Raw genomic sequence first — 17,679 nt, forward strand, 5'->3', positions numbered from 1 at the left:
AAAGCAACCAAAAACCGATTTCCAACGTCAATTAAAGGAAGAGATATCTATGAGTTCAACATCAACAACGATCCAATCTAAGGCCGCATCTGCGAATGCTGTACCCAAAGTTCGCATCTACGGAGTGCCCATCTCCAAAATGAGCATGGACCAAACCGTAGCTTACCTTACGAACGTTATTGAACAGAGACAACCCCATCAGGTCATTACCGCCAATCCCATTATGGTCATGGCCGCGCAAGAGGATCCTGCTTATCTGAGCATGATGCAGCGCGCTGAACTCATCGTTCCTGATGGAACGGGTGTCGTCTGGGCGGCTAATTATGTAGGCGAGCCTGTTGTAGAGCGGGTTCCAGGCTATGATTTGATCCACGAGCTGATGAAAGTCGGAGAATCGAAAAGCTGGAAAGTTTACTTACTTGGAGCTTCGAATGAGGTTATTCAAGCGGCAGCTGAGAAGCTTCGTACTACCTATCCAAGGATAAAGCTGGTTGGCGTTCGTGATGGCTACTTTAAAGACGAGCAGGATGCTGAAGTGATTCAAGATATCGTGGATGCCGCGCCGGATATTCTTCTCGTAGGAAGATCTGCTGCTAATCAAGAACCGTGGATTGGAAAATACAAACAACAAATCAGTGTTCCCGTCATGATGGGTGTTGGGGGAAGTTTTGATGTTCTTTCGGGCAAGCTAAAAAGAGCACCCGTTTTATTTCAAAAACTACGTCTTGAGTGGTTTTACCGTCTGGTGCAGGAGCCTTGGCGCTACAAACGAATGCTTCTACTCCCGAAATTCGCATTGAAAGTGATGCGGGACAAAGAGAAAGTCACCAAACCATGAAAATATTTATGAAAATTGGCTGAAAACGGTCATTTCAGATGAATTTAGCAGTAGTATTTGTGGGCAAATGGGAGTATAATTCATTTCGGCGGATTACTTGCCACCCAAGACAAGAGGAGCTGTGAAGAAGACATGTATGGATTATATGCGATTGGGTTTATCGCTGCTTGCTTAATGGCGCTGCTGCTGACACCCCTAGTCAAAAAATTTGCCTTCTTGGTTGGAGCCGTTGACGCCCCTAACCATCGCAAGGTACATACCCGAATAATGCCGCGTCTCGGAGGATTAGCGATATTCCTTGCATTCGTCGGAGCTTATTTTGTCGTCTCTCCAGCACTTGATGCCGTTAACTCCAATGCCGCATTTGGGTTGCTAATCGGAGGCTTTGTGATTGTCGTCACGGGTGCCTTGGATGATCGTTTTCAACTTTCTCCCAAATGGAAGCTGCTCGGGCAACTGATTGCCGCTTGCATCGTTGTCGCCTTTGGTCTTAAGATCGACCTCGTTAACATTCCTTTCGGAACGACCAACCTGCCAATTGGCTGGTTAAGTATTCCGATTACGATATTATGGATCGTCGGTGTTTCCAATGCGATTAACTTGATTGACGGCTTAGACGGCTTGTCAGCAGGCGTATCGGGTATTGCTACGACTACGATTCTTATACTAGCTCTTATGATGGGCAATGTGACTGTAATTTTACTGTGTGTGATTCTACTAGGTAGTATCATAGGCTTCATGTTTTACAACTTCCATCCAGCCAAAATCTTCATGGGCGACTCCGGTGCCTTGTTCCTAGGCTTTGCCCTAGCAACGCTATCGATTCTCGGCTTTAAGCAAGCAGCTGTTGTTTCACTTTTAATTCCTATTATGATTCTAGGCGTGCCATTATCCGATACCTTCTTTGCGATCATGCGTCGCTACGTTAATAAATTACCAATCTCTGCACCAGATAAAAGCCATCTGCACCACTGTTTGCTGCAGCTTGGGTTCAGTCATCGTACAAGCGTACTGATCATCTACGGAATTGCCTCCATCTTCGGCGGCAGCGCGGTGGTATGCTCAGTCTTCATCTCCCAAGATTCCACTTGGGGTCTTATCATGATCATCGTGGCTCTCTTCCTAGTAATGCTAGTCGGAGCAGAAGCTATTGGTATCATCAGTAAGAGCCGGAAACCGGTACTGAACTTCCTTCAAAGGCTTGTAGGTAAGCAGGTTCAGAGCGATCGAATGGGCAAATAAGCAAAAATTTGTAATCAAATTATCAATACTTCAGAATCCAACCAAGCGGTTGGATTTTTTTTGCATTTTATGATTTTTTTTCTTTCTCTAAACATTTCCTTTGTTTTGACCGATAAGTAGAGTACAAGAACTTTTGGCTATTTGCCGCGTCTAATCATGTAGAATGATAGAAGAATATGGGAGGGATTGTCGAAATTCAGCAAGTAAATTGAAGATAATACTTTACCATGGAGAAACTAACAACATTTAGATTAAATTACATAAGGAGGAACTAGTTTTGAAAACCAAGCAATTAAGAAATAAGTGGATTAGCATAAGCTTATTAATCACTATGCTACTCGCTCTGCTGCCCCCAATGACAGCTTCAGCTGCGCCGGTTTTGAATATCACTAATTTATATGTACATACACCACCTAACCCATCTGATTTGCCTGCTAATGCTTTTAAGGATTCTTCTGTTCAACGGTTTACTGCAAACCCGATTACAGTTAGCGTAGATATCGGTGGTATTGCTGAAGAACAAATATCGGATATTTACTATGAAATTTATAATGTTAATACGGGACTGTCCTCTACAAATAAAACAAATCGTCCAACAAGAGTAGCAAATAGCACGAACCAGATTACTTTTGAAAATGTCCAATTAACCGAAGGACTTAATCGGTTTACTGTTAAGTTCAACAGTACATCCAATGTAGATTCCATACCAGGTTGGGCTTATTTTACGCCTGTTTCAAATATTACGGGTTTAATGTTTAATGATGATGCCTTTGCTGACGGCGCGATGCTGCCATCCCAAGGTCCATTTTCAAATGCGACGATCACGGGTTCTGCCAATAATGCACTGAAAGTGGATGCTATTGTGAATGGGACTACGTTCGAAGCGTCAAACTTCGCTGGCGGCATATTTACTTTTCTTACGAACACTGGTCGGGTCTCCGATATCGTTCTTAATCCTGGGGACAACAAAATCCAGTTCATTGCGAAGAATCCGACTAACTATTACACAACAACTAGAACGTTCAAGTACGATAATGGCTTAGGCTTTGGTTATAATGGTAGCATCTCCATGAAGGAAGCCACAGCGCAGCCTTTTTATCCACTCGTTGATGTACCGACTTTATCCAGTAGCACCTCCAAAGACGTTATTTTTACCACTGACATTAAAAATAGTATCGGGAACATCACACCAGGTGTTACAGACTACGTATATGCAGACATAACAGTAGTAGGCAGCGGAGCAGGCTTTCGTTATAATTTTGCTTCTAAAACTATCAGTAATGTGACGGGAACACTGTGGGGTGGGGGTTCACCTGCACTTATAACAAGCCCGGCTACCTCATCTACAGTGGGAACGAAATACGAAACGCATCATATTAGCGCTACTTTACCTTTAAGTGCTACAACGACTGCTCAAGAAATTGATGTCACACTTTCAAGTTCACTTGGGGCTGCTACACAGCCTACCAGATATACGTTTAATTTTACCAACCCAACCTTGCCTTATTTAGATCATGTTGCGCAAGATTTATCGGGATCTCAAATTGTCTTGACCGAGCAGGGGTCTAATCAAATCAATGATTTCCCTGCTGCAATTGATATTTATACGAATGCTTTGACTACTTCAGTGGATGTATCCATTCCTGGATTTGCAGGGAATGGTTCATACCCTACTGTGGTAGCGGGTGCATTAAGAAAAGCAACGGTTTCCTTACATGACATCCCAGATGGACCAACAACCTTAACGGTTACACCATCGGGTGGTGCTCCTGTAACTTCAAACCCTGCCGGTAAAAAAGTCTATAACTTGAATATTTCAAGTGCACCATATGTCATCGTAACTAACTTGTACAACGGCAAAGTGGCAACAAGCAAAGCTCAGTTTACTTGCGGAGCAGTTGGCGCGCCTTGTATTGCTGGTAAAATCGTTAATTTGCCGGCAGCCAACTATCCGCTAGTAGAATTATCGATAAATGATAACAATGTACCGTTAACGAATGGTGCTGCTTCCGTAATTGATTCGACCACTGGAGAGTTCATCATTAATGAAGCTAACTTAAATGCTGTGACCGGGGGTTCCGGTACCACATTCAGTGGGCTATTCGACTCTGACGGTAAAAAAGCAATCCGCTTCTCTTTATATTTAAAGCCCAACCCTGCTCAACCGAAAGTGCTTGTCACACAAACGAACTATGAAGTATTCGTTCTCAGTGATTATGCGCCTTTAGTTGAGAGTATGATACCAGATGTTGCTGTAACGCCTTATACGGTAGGTACTTTGCCGGGAGTTTATCAGACAACATCTAATAAGATACAACTTACAGGTACGGTGCTAAATGCGACTTTAAACACGCAGGCTATACTTTACTTAAGAAAGCCTCCTGTAGGTTCAACCCTTCCGGCTGGCCCACTTTCTTTGAATCCAATAAGTGCAGTAATTGATCCTCTAGATAATAAACGCTCAACAACGACTTTCAATTTAAGCAGCGTGCTTAATATGGATGCGTACGGTGATTATATTTTCGAATTGGTCGCTACCAATGCATCTGGTCGTACCACTAGCAAAATGATTACCATCACGAAACAACCGGTTGCTTATGTATTGCTTCAACCGACAAACTTTGTGAAGAATATTGATAAAGTAGACCAAGCAAACGTGAATACCAACTCGGAGACAATTGTCATTCAAGCTGATGGTGCAGATAGCGTTTTATTCGGTAAAAGTGAAGCTACACAAACAGCTCCTGGTATTTTCCGTTATGAAGCTACGAATCTTAAGGCTGGAAAGAACGCAATAACGTTCACGGTTAATCGTGGAAAAGCTAAAGCGACTGGATCCCTTGTTCTTTTCAATGTTAATACCCCAATTGAGGGTGCGCAGTATAAAACTACGCTTGCTTCGAAAATGAGTATTTTTAATGGAGACTTCCTACTCAACTTCCCTAAAGATACGAAACTGATGAGAAACGACCGAACACAGACGGAACAATTCATAACAGTCGATCGTAAAATCGTATTTGGCATCGCGAACCAAGATGATGGCCGTGTAGAGAAGGCGTCTGAAACTCCTGCAGGAACTAGATTCCTAATTGAGCCTACTGGACGCTTCAGACCAGCAAGTAAACGTTTCTGGGTAGATGCAGGAACGATAGACATGAGCGCGGCGAGTACACCAGACTCTCTAAAAGCTGCACTACAAGGAAGTGGTAACCTGCCATCTCCAACCTTGCTAGGACCAGGCGAAACGGCATTCTATACACGTAACATTAAAAGTTTGGTTGTTCCTACTCAACGTGGGACACTAACGATGAAATATGATGATGAAATTCGCAATGACTCATGGAAATACTTATCTGTTTATCAATTCGGAACTTTCCTTGATCCTAGTGGAACTGGTAACCAGTTTGTTGGTTGGAAAAACATCGGAGGCGTTGTAGATCCTAAAGCTCACACAATTGAAGTTCCTGTAGATACCTTCGGATACTTCCAAGTCATGTACATGGATAACAGCTTTAACGATGTTACCCTACATGATTGGGCGCGAGACTACTTAGATATCCTTTATTCCAAAGGTATTATGAACAATAAGTCTGCTGGACAATTTTTGCCCAATGATGCAATTACTCGTGGTGAATTCGTTACCCTATTAGTAAAAATCTTTGATATCCCATTGATTAATGAAGATACCTCTTACCACACGAATGATCCAACCGATCCTAACTTCCAAGGTACATTCGCGGATGTTAGAAGGGGATTAGGATTATCCAACAGCAGCAGCTTGTATGACTTTATGCATATCGAGGCAGGTGCCAGAGCGGGTATCGTCAGAGGTAACTCGGCAGGACTGTTCGCTCCAGGTAACTCTATTAGTCGCGAAGACGCTGCTGTCATGATCGAACGAGCGGCCAATATGAAAGTTAATTCAGACCCTGCAAAAAGTTTGCTGACATTGAAAAAAGAATTTACAGATGCGGGTAATATTGGCGTTTATGCACAACCTTCTGTAGAGGCTGTCATGAAAGCTGGTTTTATCGATGGTATCGAGAACGCCCTTGTAGAAGGGCAAAAGAAACCTACATTTAGCTTCGATCCAAAAGGTAATTTAACTAGAGCACAAGCTGCGGCAATTGTGATTCGAGTGCTTAAACAACAAAAGAAGATTCCTAAATAAATAGTAATGAAAGAAAGACTGTGTCCGATTTATCGGATGCAGTCTTTTTGTTTTGCTGTGGCAATGGCAATTAAGGACAAACAGTTCAGGTCCTTTTAAGCTAATTTTTAGCTAGCATTCAGCTTCTCTACTTATTTACTTCACAATTAAAATGTAAGTTTATCAAGTAGGCAAAATGAGTGTTAGAGGTGATGGGGTCTTCACGAAGTCGATCGATATAATTGGAAAATACTTATCAATGAAATTATGCATACACTCACGTATACTAATCCATGTAGCCAAGGTGATAGACGCGAAGCTACATAGAGTCATGTCATGATTCATAAGTCGCCCCGTTGGTTATAAGTTTTTATAACAAAAAAACTTTCATAATATTAGGAGGAAACAAACCTTTATGAAGAAAACACTATCCGTAGTTCTTACATCCGCTATGGCTCTTTCCATGTTCTCATCCCTAGCATTCGCTAAAACGTCTGCTGACTTTACGGACTTGAAAGACCTGGATGCAGCTACAAAAGCAAAGTTCGATGCAATGATCACTGCTGGTATTTTTGACGGCGTGACAGAAACAACTTTCGGTCTTAAAGACGAAATGAACCGTGCACAATTCGCGAAAGTAGCGGCATTGATCATGGGTCTTGAAGTAAACAAAGACTTGAAAACATCGACATTCACTGACGTTAGTGTAACCGATGCAGCAAATGGTTATGCACTTCCTTACATCGAAGCTTTGAAAACAGCTGGCGTCACTGATGGTTATGCTGATGGTCAATACAACCCGGCTGGTAAAGTAACCAAAGAACAACTGGCTACTTTCTTGGTTCGTGTTCTTGGACAAGATGCAGCTGCAAAAGGTAAAACGGGTACAGACACAACGGTTTCCGGTTGGGCACAAGGTTATGTTGCTTTGGCACTTGAATTGAAACTTCTATCCAACGGAACAGACGGTACATTCGGCGGTATGGCTAACGCAACTCGTGATCTTCTAGTGACTGGCGCATACGAAGCGAAACAACAATACGTACCAGCTGGTAAAGTGTCTGTAACAGAAGCAAAAGCAACTGGCGTTCAACAAGTAACAGTGAGCTTTAACAAGCCCGTGGATACAGCAAAAGCAACCGTTGCTTTAACAAAAGGTACTGCTAACATCGCAACTACTGTTAAATTTGCTGATGATAAAAAATCCGCTGTACTGACATTGACTGATGTGAAAGTAAGCGAAGGTAGCTACACAGCAACACTTTCTGGTTTAGATGCAGCTGGCGTTGATAAAACAACAGCAACATTTACAGCTGAAAATGAAAAAGTAACCAAACTTAGCTTTGTAAATGCAAGTGATAAAATTGCGAAATCTGCTAAGGTAACTGTGAAAGTTAAAGCAGAAAACCAATACGGTGAAAATGCTAGCCTAAACGGTAGCGAATATACAGCATACGTAAGTGGAAGAAATGAATCGTTGAAAAGAAACGAAGATACTGGCCTGCTTGAATTAACATTGAACACAATTTACAAAAATGGTGTAAGTGGCGATCAAACGCAATCCGAGATCGACGTTCTTCCGGTGAACATCTTCCTAACGAACACATCTGTATCTGTTCAAAAAACGTTCAAAATTGGTGTTGAATCTTATGTAAGTAAAATTGAACTGGGAACAGTTAAATACCCAGCCAACAAAACATCTCTTACTGAACAAGGTGATGTTGCTGAGTTTGGAATTACGCGTTATGACCAATACGGTGACGTAATCGCTGAGGGAGCTCTTACAACAGATCGTACGAAGTTTGATGCTATTATTACGCCATTTAGCAATGATACATTGAAATTGAAAGCTGAAACTGTGCAGTCTTACGACACAGTGAAACTTGAACTGGCTAAAAACACTGATAAAGGTGGAGACTATACAGTAACTGTATACGTTGGATCCTCTTCAGCAACAGCAACAGTATCCGTTAAATCAGCAAAAGTTGCAAACAAAGTTGAATTTGGTACATTTAATGGCGTTATTGCACAAGGTGACGGCGCGACTTACCTTCCAATCGTGGCTTATGATGCAGATGGCAAACAATTGACTGCACAAGACATCGTCGACAATGCAAAAGCAGACAGATTCTCGATTTCCATTTCAGGAGCAGATTACGACACAGCTAGAAACGGTAATGCAGCTATCGTAACAAGCGGCGAGCACAAAGGCCAAATTAAAATTGACAACGTAACAGCTACTTCTAAAGGTGTTGTGTTCGTAAATCTAGGAATTTTCAGTGCAAATGTTCAAAATAGCGTACAAAAAAGCTTCACAGTACAAGATGTACGCGTACCTGAAACTATCGCCGTGAAGAGTGCAGTATCTGCAAACAAAGCATTAGTTGGTGGCGAAACAACCGTGAAATGGTATGTACAAGACCAATACGGCGCTAAGTTAGATGATTCCGCAGCAGCAAATGCAGCGGATTACAAATTGAAAGTAACTGTGACAGGATCCGCATACGCAACATTCTCCGGCTTAACAGGCGGAACAACAGTTGGTGAAGTAACAACGTATGATGGTAACGACCTAACTGGCTTTAACGAAAAAGAATTGAAATTTGTAGCGACAGCTGCTGGTAAAGCAAAAGTAACAGCTGAACTAGTAAAAGGAACAGCAACACTTAAAAAGGTTGAGAATGAGCTTGAAGTGACAGCAGATACAGATCTAACTTACTCAGTAACAGCGATTGATAGTGTATTTGCAGCACGTGACAATGATCTGACTCCAGGTGCAGACAAAGTATTGACAGGCACAACTAACAATGCTTTTGACAGCAAACTTGCAAAAGAGATCAAAATCACAGCGACAAACAAATCCGGTGAAATAGTTGCCATCCCTGGCAACCGTATCTCAAGCGTTAGCTCTTCTGATAACAACATCGTAAACGTTATTCAAGAAGGCAACGCAGCCAAAGTGATCGGTAACAAAGCAGGTAAAGCAACAGTAACTGTTGTTTACAACACATTTGATGGTATGAACAAATATGCAACACTAGAAGTAAATTCAAAAGCAGATCTTGTAGCAACTGCTAAAATAGTAGCTGATGCAAACGCAACGTATGATCTTTCTACCCCAACTGCTGATGTAATTGACCTTGCTAATGTAGTAATTACAGACAACTATGGCGTAGAGTACGAAACAGCAGCAGAGATCAACAAATACAATGGATTCTTGGGTGCACAATATATTGTATCTGATATCCAAGCAAGCGGAGCAGCAAACACAGTGGTGGTAAACGCTGATGGTACACTTACAGTTGGCGCTAATGTAACTGAATTTGTACTGAAAACAATCTCCGGTGGTAAAACAGCAACAACATTGGTTGTAGTTCAACCTTAATAAGCTTCAATAATTGACTTCACACAATTGCTTAGGCTATTGTGTGAAGTTTTATTTTTGTAAATTTGGAGAGTTCGTAAATATAAATAGAAACAACTATCTATCGTTACTGGAAAATACTTATCAATGAAATTATGCATATACTCACGTATACTAATCCATGTAGCCAAGGTGATAGACGCGAAGCTACATAGAATCATGCCGAGATTCAACAGTCGTCCCGTTGGTTATAAGTTTTTATAACAAAAAAACTTTCATAATATTAGGAGGAAACAAACCTTTATGAAGAAAACACTATCCGTAGTTCTTACATCCGCTATGGCTCTTTCCATGTTCTCGTCCGTCGCATTTGGTAAAACATCTGCAGACTTCACAGACCTGAAAGACCTGGATGCAGCAACAAAAGTGAAATTCGATGCGATGATCACTGCTGGTATTTTTGACGGCGTGACAGAAACAACTTTCGGTCTTAAAGACGAAATGAACCGTGCACAATTCGCGAAAGTAGCGGCATTGATCATGGGTCTTGAAGTAAACAAAGACTTGAAAACATCGACATTCACTGACGTTAGTGTAACCGATGCAGCAAATGGTTATGCACTTCCTTACATCGAAGCTTTGAAAACAGCTGGCGTCACTGATGGTTATGCTGATGGTCAATACAACCCGGCTGGTAAAGTAACCAAAGAACAACTGGCTACTTTCTTGGTTCGTGTTCTTGGACAAGATGCAGCTGCAAAAGGTAAAACGGGTACAGACACAACGGTTTCCGGTTGGGCACAAGGTTATGTTGCTTTGGCACTTGAATTGAAACTTCTATCCAACGGAACAGACGGTACATTCGGCGGTATGGCTAACGCAACTCGTGATCTTCTAGTGACTGGCGCATACGAAGCGAAACAACAATACGTACCAGCTGGTAAAGTATCTGTAACAGGCGCGAAAGCAACTGGCGTACAACAAGTAACAGTAAGCTTCAACAAACCCGTAGATACAGCAAAAGCAACCGTTGCTTTGACAAAAGGTACTGCTGATATCGCAACTACTGTCAAATTTGCTGATGATAAAAAATCCGCTGTACTGACATTGACTGATGTGAAAGTAAGCGAAGGTAGCTACACAGCAACACTTTCTGGTTTAGATGCAGCTGGCGTTGATAAAACAACAGCAACATTTACAGCTGAAAATGAAAAAGTAACCAAACTTAGCTTTGTAAATGCAAGTGATAAAATTGCGAAATCTGCTAAGGTAACTGTGAAAGTTAAAGCAGAAAACCAATACGGTGAAAATGCTAGCCTAAACGGTAGCGAATATACAGCATACGTAAGTGGAAGAAATGAATCGTTGAAAAGAAACGAAGATACTGGCCTGCTTGAATTAACATTGAACACAATTTACAAAAATGGTGTAAGTGGCGATCAAACGCAATCCGAGATCGACGTTCTTCCGGTGAACATCTTCCTAACGAACACATCTGTATCTGTTCAAAAAACGTTCAAAATTGGTGTTGAATCTTATGTAAGTAAAATTGAACTGGGAACAGTTAAATACCCAGCCAACAAAACATCTCTTACTGAACAAGGTGATGTTGCTGAGTTTGGAATTACGCGTTATGACCAATACGGTGACGTAATCGCTGAGGGAGCTCTTACAACAGATCGTACGAAGTTTGATGCTATTATTACGCCATTTAGCAATGATACATTGAAATTGAAAGCTGAAACTGTGCAGTCTTACGACACAGTGAAACTTGAACTGGCTAAAAACACTGATAAAGGTGGAGACTATACAGTAACTGTATACGTTGGATCCTCTTCAGCAACAGCAACAGTATCCGTTAAATCAGCAAAAGTTGCAAACAAAGTTGAATTTGGTACATTTAATGGCGTTATTGCACAAGGTGACGGCGCGACTTACCTTCCAATCGTGGCTTATGATGCAGATGGCAAACAATTGACTGCACAAGACATCGTCGACAATGCAAAAGCAGACAGATTCTCGATTTCCATTTCAGGAGCAGATTACGACACAGCTAGAAACGGTAATGCAGCTATCGTAACAAGCGGCGAGCACAAAGGCCAAATTAAAATTGACAACGTAACAGCTACTTCTAAAGGTGTTGTGTTCGTAAATCTAGGAATTTTCAGTGCAAATGTTCAAAATAGCGTACAAAAAAGCTTCACAGTACAAGATGTACGCGTACCTGAAACTATCGCCGTGAAGAGTGCAGTATCTGCAAACAAAGCATTAGTTGGTGGCGAAACAACCGTGAAATGGTATGTACAAGACCAATACGGCGCTAAGTTAGATGATTCCGCAGCAGCAAATGCAGCGGATTACAAATTGAAAGTAACTGTGACAGGATCCGCATACGCAACATTCTCCGGCTTAACAGGCGGAACAACAGTTGGTGAAGTAACAACGTATGATGGTAACGACCTAACTGGCTTTAACGAAAAAGAATTGAAATTTGTAGCGACAGCTGCTGGTAAAGCAAAAGTAACAGCTGAACTAGTAAAAGGAACAGCAACACTTAAAAAGGTTGAGAATGAGCTTGAAGTGACAGCAGATACAGATCTAACTTACTCAGTAACAGCGATTGATAGTGTATTTGCAGCACGTGACAATGATCTGACTCCAGGTGCAGACAAAGTATTGACAGGCACAACTAACAATGCTTTTGACAGCAAACTTGCAAAAGAGATCAAAATCACAGCGACAAACAAATCCGGTGAAATAGTTGCCATCCCTGGCAACCGTATCTCAAGCGTTAGCTCTTCTGATAACAACATCGTAAACGTTATTCAAGAAGGCAACGCAGCCAAAGTGATCGGTAACAAAGCAGGTAAAGCAACAGTAACTGTTGTTTACAACACATTTGATGGTATGAACAAATATGCAACACTAGAAGTAAATTCAAAAGCAGATCTTGTAGCAACTGCTAAAATAGTAGCTGATGCAAACGCAACGTATGATCTTTCTACCCCAACTGCTGATGTAATTGACCTTGCTAATGTAGTAATTACAGACAACTATGGCGTAGAGTACGAAACAGCAGCAGAGATCAACAAATACAATGGATTCTTGGGTGCACAATATATTGTATCTGATATCCAAGCAAGCGGAGCAGCAAACACAGTGGTGGTAAACGCTGATGGTACACTTACAGTTGGCGCTAATGTAACTGAATTTGTACTGAAAACAATCTCCGGTGGTAAAACAGCAACAACATTGGTTGTAGTTCAACCTTAATAAGCTAATGAATGTGAAAGAGACCCTCCGGGGTCTTTTTTGTCTTTTAATAATGCTATTTTTTAAAATTAAAACTTTTTCATTGAATAGCGCAACTTTTTTATTTTCTATGCGTTTAATACTTTGAAAACAAATGAATAAGAAGTTTTTACTTCAGCTACAAGTAAATGCTAAAGTTTCTAAAATAATTCTTTACGACGCTAATCGACCATTGTATAATGTAAATTGGTGTGGGTGTCTATTTTCCTACTTTAAGTTTACTAGTTTCCAATGCAGCCACTAGAGCTGCACGCGAACTTAGTTATATTATGCTCTAACTCTGGAAAGGGGGTGAACCAAACAATGAGTAAATCGAGCTCAAATATTGTTAGATTCAACCTAAAAAATAAAACCAAAGATATTCAAGGAGGAGAAAAAAAGGTTATGAAAAAAAGTTTATCCGTAATTCTTTCTACAGCAATGGCATTATCCATGTTTTCTTCCGTAGCATTCGGTAAAACATCCGCTGATTTCACAGATCTTAAAGATCTTGACGCAGCTACTAAAGCAAAATTCGATGCATTGATCAGCGCAGGTATTTTTGATGGAGTGAGCGACACTACATTTGGTCTTAAAGACGAAATGAACCGTGCTCAATTCGCAAAAGTTGCAGCTTTGATCACTGGTATTGAAGTTAAGAAAGATTTGAAAACTTCAAGTTTCTCTGATGTGAAATCCGATGATGCAGCTAACGGTTACGCGCTTCCTTACATTGAAGCTCTTAAAGCAGCTGGAATCACTGATGGTTACGGCGAAGGTACTTACAACCCAGCTGGTAAAGTGACTAAAGAACAACTTGCTACTTTCTTGGTTCGCGTACTGGGTAAAGATGCTGATGCAAAAGCAAAAACAGGTACTGATACAACAGTTTCTGGTTGGGCACAAGGCTATGTAGCATTGGCTCTTGAATTGAAACTTCTTCCTGCTGGCGCTGACGGCAAATTTGGCGGTCAAGCTAACGCAACTCGTGATCTTCTTCTGACAGGTGCTTATGAAGCGAAAGCTCAATACGTATCCCCAGGTAAAGTATCCCTTTCCGAAGCTAAAGCAACTGGCGTTCAAACAGTAACAGTTTCCTTCAACAAACCAGTTGATACAACTAAAGCAGTTGTAGCTTTGACAAAAGGTACACAATCCATCGCAACTACTGCAAAGTGGTCCGATGACAAGAAATCCGCAGTATTGACTTTGACTGACGTTAAAATCAGCGAAGGTACTTACACGGCAACTCTTTCTGGTCTTGATGCAGCAGGCGTTGACAAAACAACTGCAACTTTCACAGCTGAAAACGAAAAAGTGACTAAACTTAGCTTCGTTAACGCAAGTGACAAAATTGCAAAATCCATCAGCGTTACTGTTAAAGTTAAAGCAGAAAACCAATATGGTGAGAATGCTTCTTTGACTGGTAGCAACTACACTGCATATGTTGCAGGTGCAAATGCAAACGTTAAGAGAAATGACGATACAGGTCTTCTTGAGTTAACTCTTGACACTAAAAACAAACCAGGAACTACACCAGCTGCTGATTATCAATCAGAAATTGACGTTATCCCGGTAAATATCTTCTTAACTAACTCTTCTGTATCTGTTCAAAAAACGTTTAAAATTGGAACTGAGCCTTATGTAACAAAAATTGAGCTAGGTACAGCAAAATACCCTGCTACTAAAACAGCCCTTACTAAAGATGGCGACGTTGCCGAAGTAGCGCTTACTCGTTATGACCAATACGGCGATGTAATTTCAGACAACACTCTTTACACTACAGACTTTGCTAACCGTTTGAAAGCAGATGCTGTAATTACTCCTTACACATTTGATTCATTAGTACTTGATAAAACAGCTTCTACTTATGACAAGCTGAAATTCAAACTTGCTAAAAACGTTGATAAAGATGCAGATTATACTGCTACTGTTTACGTTGGTTCTGCTAGCGCAACTGTTGCTATCAAAACACAATCTTCAACTGTTGCAACTAAAGTTGAATTCGGATCTTTCTCAGGTGTTCTTGCTGAAGGTGACACTAACAAATATATCCCTATCGTAGCTTACGATGCACAAGGCAACAAATTGTCCGCCCAAGACATTGCTGACAATGCAAAAGCTGGTAGGTTCTCAGTTTCCATTTCTGGTGCATCTTATGCAACAGGAAACAATGGCAATGATGCTATTGTTCAATCTGGAGAACATAAAGGTCAAATTCAGTTGAATTCTATCACTTCTGGCAGCAAAGGTGTAGTATTTGTAAACTTCGGTATCTTCAATGCTAACATTCAACAAAATGTACAACAAAGCTTTACAGTACAAGATGCTCGTAAACCAGAAACAATCGTAATTGATGGTTCTGCTCCTGCAGCAAAAGGTATCATTGGTGGTAAATCAACAATTAAGTGGTATGTTAAAGACCAACACGGTGAAGCATTGGATTCCATTTCTACTGTAACTGGTGCTAAATATACTGCTGCTAATTTCACATTGAAATTGACAGTATCTGGTGCTACTTATGCAACATTTACAAACAACAATACTACTACGATTGCTACTCATACTGCTGATGGTGGAGTAACTTACACTTTCAATGCTACGACTTTTGGCGATATCAACAAAAAAGAGCTTTACTTAACTGGAGCTTCTATTGGTGGTAAAGGTAAATTAGTTGCTGAATTGATCGACAACACAAAAACTGGTAGCCCGGTAATTAAATCAGTTGAAACTACATTGGAAGTTATTGCTGCTACTGATCTGACTTACAGTGCTAATGCCTTGAAAGATACTTATGCATCACTTGATAGTGCACTGGTTCCAGCTGATGATAAAGAGTTAACAGCTGCTGCAGACACTGCTGCTACTACAACACTTTCTGGTGTTTGGGCAAAACACAGCAAACTTGCTCAAAAAATCTCTGTAACTGCTAAAGATAAATCAGGAGATACAGTTGTTATTCCAGGATCTCGCATTGTTAGTGCTTCAACAGCAAACGGATCTGTTGCAAAAGCTGTGTACGATGCTGGAGATGCATGGATTATTGGTAATAAAGCTGGTACAACAAACGTAACTGTTGTATTTAACAAAGCTAATGGCGAGCAGCAAGATGTTACTTTGCCAATCAATGTTAAAGCAGATGCAGTTACAGTATCTAAAATCACAGCCGATGCAAATAAAACAGTTTCACTTGCTACTTCAACTACGTACGCTACAACAACACTTATGAACGGAATTAAAGTTGTTGATAACTACGGTGTAGAGTACACATTCGATGTTGTTGATTACATCGAAAGATACAAATCATTACTTGGTGTTCAATATGTAATCTCTGATGTTCATGGAACAACTGGTGCGAAAGTTAATATTAGTGCTGGTACAGTTTCAATTGATGCTGGAGTAACTGAATTTGTAATCAAGGCAATCGCACCATCAGGTGTATCTACTTCCACGCTAGTAAAAGTAACTCCTTAATTAAGTCTTAGTAAAGGGAGGCCCGAGGGGCCTTCTTTTTTTATCTTATTTTGTTAGGAGTAGATATTGGTGATGAAAATAAGTATTTATAAAATGGGTATTTCTGTCATTTTATTAATGATAGTTATTTATCCAACATCACAAGCCGAAGCCCCAACCCCCGGCTCGTCCACCGACCCAGTGATCACAAAGAGCTACTTCGACCAGAACACCTTAAGCGAAGCAAAGGTGAAGGAGATTGTCGCCTCCGCGATCGCGGCCAATGCTGGCGCAGGCCAGCCTAGCGGGAGCAACGGAGGCACGGGCACTTCCACGCCAGCGACAATGAAGGTTGTCCAATTGCAAAATGGACAAACGCTTTACGCAGGTGCTGGCGCTGAGTTTATCGTGCGAACAGGCAGGGTACTCGCCGTGAGCAACGATGAAAATGGCATCCCGGATGTAACGGGAGGCAAAGATCTAGCAGCGGGGACAGAAGTCGCGCTGAATCATCTTTTGATCTTCCCGGCCGAAGGCCGCGGTATTAAGCCATCGCCGAAGAATACGGCGGACATCTTTGTCATGGTACGAGGAAGCTATTTATTGTTAAATGCTGACGGAAGTAAGGCTGCTCAATAAAGTTATTTTACGAATTTTAAAGCTAAAATGATGGTTCATTTGGTCATCACTCAATAAAAGTCTTCTCCATAATTTTACCCAAACTGACAAGTTCTTATGCGGTTCGACTTCGGGAATCTAGCCATACTAGTGGTGTACTCACATCATCGGCGATTGCTTATGAAGTGTCGTTATCACAACAAAAACTCTCTAAGGAGGCGTTTGTTATGGCTAGAAACAATAATAAAGTAGTTCCTGAATCGAAGAAGGCATTGGATATTTTAAAATATGAGATTGCTGCCGAATTAGGTCTACCTGTCGGTAAACAAATATCGCTTCATGCGGATACGGAGTTTGCGACGGAATTGGGTTCGATTCCTTCCTCTTCAATGAAAGAAGACTACTGGGGACATATCTCGTCTAGAGATGCTGGAGCAGTAGGAGGAACGATTACTAAAAGACTGATTCAGAGAGCAGAAGAAGCACTATTTTCTTTGTAGATAGCTTGGATTTTGGGTAATTATTCATAATTTCTTCACGGTATTCTGCATTGACACTAGACGACAAATGACGTAAGATAACTAATTGAAGGTCAATATTAATTTAACCTTTTCCAATCGGGAAAGGTTCATTTTTTTGTTGTCTTTATTCATGGTTTACTGTTTGATTCTTATTTTTACCATTGCGGAATTCAAGGATCTTGTTAGCGCTTGAGCGCAAAAG

The 17,679-nt window shown here is 41.0% G+C and carries 8 protein-coding genes; all 8 read left to right on the forward strand.

Annotated elements, in window-relative coordinates:
* Window positions 1–49: 49 nt before the first annotated feature.
* Window positions 50–838, forward strand: coding sequence for a WecB/TagA/CpsF family glycosyltransferase (locus NYR53_RS00405; RefSeq protein ID WP_261303458.1), 789 nt, complete (start codon window positions 50–52; stop codon window positions 836–838).
* Window positions 839–970: 132 nt separating this feature from the next.
* On the forward strand, window positions 971–2,080 hold the full coding sequence (locus NYR53_RS00410) for a glycosyltransferase family 4 protein (RefSeq protein ID WP_261303459.1): 1,110 nt from the start codon (window positions 971–973) through the stop codon (window positions 2,078–2,080).
* Between the two features lie 277 nt (window positions 2,081–2,357).
* Complete coding sequence (locus tag NYR53_RS00415; protein WP_261303460.1) at window positions 2,358–6,251, forward strand: S-layer homology domain-containing protein; 3,894 nt, start codon at window positions 2,358–2,360, stop codon at window positions 6,249–6,251.
* Between the two features lie 394 nt (window positions 6,252–6,645).
* Window positions 6,646–9,615, forward strand: coding sequence for an S-layer homology domain-containing protein (locus NYR53_RS00420; protein WP_261303461.1), 2,970 nt, complete (start codon window positions 6,646–6,648; stop codon window positions 9,613–9,615).
* 282 nt (window positions 9,616–9,897) lie between these two features.
* Window positions 9,898–12,867 (forward strand): S-layer homology domain-containing protein, encoded by a 2,970-nt coding sequence (locus tag NYR53_RS00425; RefSeq protein ID WP_261303462.1) that lies wholly within the window; start codon window positions 9,898–9,900, stop codon window positions 12,865–12,867.
* Window positions 12,868–13,209: 342 nt separating this feature from the next.
* Window positions 13,210–16,359, forward strand: coding sequence for an S-layer homology domain-containing protein (locus NYR53_RS00430; protein WP_261303463.1), 3,150 nt, complete (start codon window positions 13,210–13,212; stop codon window positions 16,357–16,359).
* A 72-nt stretch (window positions 16,360–16,431) separates the two neighbouring features.
* The gene (locus NYR53_RS00435; RefSeq protein WP_261306226.1) at window positions 16,432–16,977 is read left to right on the forward strand and encodes a hypothetical protein; all 546 of its coding nucleotides are present in this window, start codon (window positions 16,432–16,434) and stop codon (window positions 16,975–16,977) included.
* Window positions 16,978–17,183: 206 nt separating this feature from the next.
* The gene (locus NYR53_RS00440) at window positions 17,184–17,456 is read left to right on the forward strand and encodes an alpha/beta-type small acid-soluble spore protein (RefSeq protein ID WP_261303464.1); all 273 of its coding nucleotides are present in this window, start codon (window positions 17,184–17,186) and stop codon (window positions 17,454–17,456) included.
* Window positions 17,457–17,679 lie beyond the last annotated feature (223 nt).

This window comes from Paenibacillus andongensis, assembly GCF_025369935.1.
GTDB lineage: Bacteria > Bacillota > Bacilli > Paenibacillales > NBRC-103111 > Paenibacillus_E > Paenibacillus_E andongensis.

What these genes read in the sequence shown, in the direction of transcription:
- NYR53_RS00405 (WP_261303458.1), top strand. Translation starts at nt 50, where the DNA reads ATGAGTTCAACATCAACAACGATCCAATCTAAGGCCGCATCTGCGAAT.
- NYR53_RS00410 (WP_261303459.1), top strand. Translation starts at nt 971, where the DNA reads ATGTATGGATTATATGCGATTGGGTTTATCGCTGCTTGCTTAATGGCG.
- NYR53_RS00420 (WP_261303461.1), top strand. Translation starts at nt 6,646, where the DNA reads ATGAAGAAAACACTATCCGTAGTTCTTACATCCGCTATGGCTCTTTCC.
- NYR53_RS00425 (WP_261303462.1), top strand. Translation starts at nt 9,898, where the DNA reads ATGAAGAAAACACTATCCGTAGTTCTTACATCCGCTATGGCTCTTTCC.
- NYR53_RS00430 (WP_261303463.1), top strand. Translation starts at nt 13,210, where the DNA reads ATGAGTAAATCGAGCTCAAATATTGTTAGATTCAACCTAAAAAATAAA.
- NYR53_RS00435 (WP_261306226.1), top strand. Translation starts at nt 16,432, where the DNA reads ATGAAAATAAGTATTTATAAAATGGGTATTTCTGTCATTTTATTAATG.
- NYR53_RS00440 (WP_261303464.1), top strand. Translation starts at nt 17,184, where the DNA reads ATGGCTAGAAACAATAATAAAGTAGTTCCTGAATCGAAGAAGGCATTG.